The following is a 561-nucleotide window of genomic DNA, read 5'->3' as shown; positions in this document are numbered from 1 at the left end:
CGGCTTGTCCGGGTGTTTGCTTTGCATGTGCTCGACGTAGTTGTCGTAGTCGGGCATGCCGACCATCAGGCGGGCGGCCTGACCGAGGTATTTACCGAGGCGACTCAAGTCATTGAACATCGTTGCATTCCTCGATTCAGGCGTCCGGCAGGGCCTGGAAGGGGGCTTCTTTATCCGTGCGTTCCTTGTGACCCCAGGCGGCGATGCCGACCTTGAGCGCGTAGAACAGGATGCTGAAGACCACCAGCAGGAACAACACCGTCAGCGTTGCGTTGGTGTAGGCGTTGTACACCACATGCTGCATCTGTTCGATGCTCTTGGCCGGGGCCAGGATCTGGCCGGCGGCCAGGGCATCGTTGTATTTGCGCGCCAGGGCCAGGAAGCCGATCGCCGGGTTGGCGTCGAACAGCTTGATCAGGCCCGCCGTGGTGGTGCAGATCAACAGCCAGACCGCCGGCAGCATGGTCACCCAGACGTAGCGCTGGCGCTTCATCTTGATCAGCACCACGGTGCCGAGCATCAGGGCGATACCCGCCAGCATCTGGTTGGAGATGCCGAACA

The 561-nt window shown here is 61.3% G+C and carries 2 protein-coding genes; both read right to left on the bottom strand.

All coding sequences use genetic code 11. The features are described from left to right. A partial coding sequence (locus tag MA884_RS27815; RefSeq protein ID WP_188252483.1) for a YbdD/YjiX family protein occupies window positions 1–120 on the bottom strand: 120 nt, incomplete at its 3' end. A gap of 16 nt (window positions 121–136) precedes the next feature. Continuing rightward, a partial coding sequence (locus tag MA884_RS27810; RefSeq protein WP_305519698.1) for a carbon starvation CstA family protein occupies window positions 137–561 on the bottom strand: 425 nt, incomplete at its 5' end.

This window comes from Pseudomonas sp. Q11 (assembly GCF_024494355.1).
GTDB lineage: Bacteria > Pseudomonadota > Gammaproteobacteria > Pseudomonadales > Pseudomonadaceae > Aquipseudomonas > Aquipseudomonas hefeiensis.
The sequence above is the reverse complement of the archived record's forward strand: the minus strand, read 5'-3'. Positions and strand labels throughout refer to the sequence as shown.